Source organism: Microcystis sp. M113S1, from assembly GCF_020246945.1.
Classification (GTDB): domain Bacteria; phylum Cyanobacteriota; class Cyanobacteriia; order Cyanobacteriales; family Microcystaceae; genus Microcystis.
This window is the reverse complement of the sequence record NZ_JADBSA010000020.1, coordinates 1-2,684: the sequence shown is the minus strand read 5'-3', so window position 1 is coordinate 2,684 and position 2,684 is coordinate 1. Positions and strand designations below refer to the sequence as shown.

At 42.8% G+C, this 2,684-nt stretch carries 3 protein-coding genes; 1 reads left to right on the top strand and 2 read right to left on the bottom strand.

Annotated elements, in window-relative coordinates; all coding sequences use genetic code 11:
• Positions 1-356: 356 nt before the first annotated feature.
• A complete protein-coding gene (locus tag IM319_RS01340) occupies positions 357-1,298 on the bottom strand; it encodes a hypothetical protein (protein WP_287734324.1) in 942 nt (313 codons plus the stop codon).
• A 90-nt stretch (positions 1,299-1,388) separates the two neighbouring features.
• Between IM319_RS01340 and IM319_RS01335 the strand changes: the two genes are divergently transcribed.
• Positions 1,389-2,210: a sulfotransferase family protein gene (locus IM319_RS01335; RefSeq protein ID WP_287686406.1), complete on the top strand. Its 822-nt coding sequence runs from the start codon at positions 1,389-1,391 to the stop codon at positions 2,208-2,210.
• Positions 2,211-2,306: 96 nt separating this feature from the next.
• Here the strand turns inward: IM319_RS01335 and IM319_RS01330 are convergent, their stop codons facing one another.
• A complete protein-coding gene (locus IM319_RS01330) occupies positions 2,307-2,507 on the bottom strand; it encodes a hypothetical protein (RefSeq protein WP_287079403.1) in 201 nt (66 codons plus the stop codon).
• Between the last annotated feature and the right edge of the window lie 177 nt (positions 2,508-2,684).

The window sequence follows — 2,684 nt, the reverse complement described above, 5'->3', positions numbered from 1 at the left end:
GGGGGAAAATTCAGGTACTTTTTCCCTGAAAATTAGGTAGTTGACCACCTGAAAATCGGTAAAACCCATCCCCCATCCCCCATCCCCCATCCCCCAACCCCCAACCCCCACCGAAAAACTTTTTCAGCAGACCCTAGATAGCAAGTGATATTCTAGTAGGTTCGGTTCAGACATAATCGTGTAAGACCTAAGTAAGGGAAACCAGAAAGGGCTGTGATGAGCTTCGAGAATCCTCACGCCTTTAGGCCCAGGAGTGTCAAGAAGTCATAACCCTCGCTATGGTATCTAAGGAGCGATCGCTTCATGAACAATCTCTCAGTACCACCTCACCTCAAATCTAGAGAAATAACGCTCTTTTAATACCATAATTCGGGGATCAGGTCATAGTAACCAGCTTGGGTCGGTGGGTAAATACCCGCTTCGATTTTTTCGATAATAGTCGGCCAAGCTTGCCTAAACGCAGGAGATCGATCGTTGGGGTGCAGAGTCCAACCCTTGGCATTGGTGAGAGTGGCGCGATAGTAGTTCGTTTGTTCTAGAGACTGGGAAACCATAATTTCCCAAGAGTCGAGTTTTCCTTTGCCGGTCAAAATATTGCCCCAAGTTTTTAAACCATCGGGTAAATGATCGAGAAAGGTATTTTTATAGGAGCGCCAGAGGGGGGTGATCGGTAAAAGGCGATCGTAGCGACGACAATTAAGTAGATAGGCACGACTACCAAAAAATTTAAATTGATAGAATCCGTCGGGATTTTTCCTGCAAGGATGCTGAGAATAAATCGTACCATCGGGCCGGGGTGGACCGGACAAAGGACGCACAAACATCATTTCTGGATGGGTTTCCATTAACTCGATCCCTTCGCGGATCCAACTGTAATCCGGTTCTTGGTAGAGCATCATGTCACTGTCATAATGAACCATATAATCACTGCGACATTGCTCGATTTTGAAGATCGAGCCGAAAATCGGATAACCTTTGTAGTTATGGGTGGAACGTAGGGGACTGCCGAAATGCTTTTGATAGATACGCTGACGATAGCCCGGATCGTAGTTAAAATCCACTAGGCGATCGATTATGCCATCTTTAACTAATTTTTCACCACAGGCTCTTAATTCCTCCATTGTACCCAGTCCGGGGCGATTAACCTTTTCCCCGCTTAAAGGGGCCGTGTCAATAGCGAGTACCTTTTCCTCGAAGGGAAACTGACTCATTTTGACTAGATGGGGAATAGTGTTCATCATAAACCAGACATCGGTTCGCGCCGTAAAAAACCAGAGCGAACAACTTGGCAATCCCATTTTGTATAAACCTCACTTTTGTTTGGGTCTTAAATGGGATACATTATAGGGGAATCTTAGCGACAAGTTGACACAATTCCTTATTAACCTATGACTATAGCCCTCGATCGCTTACCCCAATCTTGGCAGGGTTTAACCCATCGTTTAACTTATAAGTATTTTCAGGTACGCATTGATACACCCAAAGACCCCTATAAAATTCTCTTTCGTCCCCAACCCTATCAGGTTTTATTTATTCTTAGCCATATGCGATCGGGTTCGTCTTTATTGACCCATATCCTCAATTCTAATCCTGAAATTATCGGTTTTGGCGAAACTCATCTGGTTTATGAGAGTGAACAGGATTTTAAAACTTTAATGTTTCAACTCTACTGGCATTTGAAAGATTTAAACATGAATCATAAATATATTTTAGATAAAGTTCTTCACGATCAGAAGTTTTTAGATCATAGTTTTTTGCAATCTGATCTGGTTAAGACCATATTTTTACTACGAGAACCGAAGCGCACTTTAGCTAGTATTCTAGATATTAAACCCCATCAAAACGAGCAGCACGCCCTAGGCTATTATACTGGTCGTTTGGCCACCTTAGAAAGTTATGCTCAATTAATTAACAGCAAAGAAAAGAGTTTATTTATCACCCACGATCAGGTATTAAACCAAAGTCAATTGGTCTTTAATAGTTTACAGAGTCATCTCGATACTAAAACGGGATTTTCTGAAGAATATCGAGTTTTAAAAACCACTGGCCGCCGCGGTATAGGAGATTCTTCCGAGAATATCAAAGCGGGTAAAATTATTAAACAAGCCAGAAAATTAGATATAGAAATTTCCGACGCTGTTTTAACCCAAGCCCAAAAAGCCTACGATCGATGCTACGAAACCCTCAGCCATTATTGTCATTGTATCTAAGCTGAATTGGGGATTAGTAATAGCCTTGATTCTCTCCTCCGAGTCCAAAGAAAATCCCCCTAACTCAACTCTAAGTTGAGCATTTAAAAGGTCTGATTAGCCTTCAATATTAGCAATTGTAAAGCCCATCTGACACTCGTAGAGATTGGGCTGTTGGCTTCCTCCTTTGCCCAAGGAGTGACCACAGCCTAGTTTACCCTCTCGCCACCGAGGTTGCCCCTGCTGGTTGGCTAAAAGACAGCCCTGACAGACAGAACCCGTATCGACAATGTGTTCGTCGGTTAAAATCACTAACATGACGTTCACCCCCATTGATCTCTGATTTGTCTCTATTTTGACACTCCTGGGCCTAAAGGCGTGAGGATTCTCGAAGCTCATCACAGCCCTTTCTGGTTTCCCTTACTTAGGTCTTACACGATTATGTCTGAACCGAACCTACTAGAATATCACTTGCTATCTAGTTATCCTTTTTCT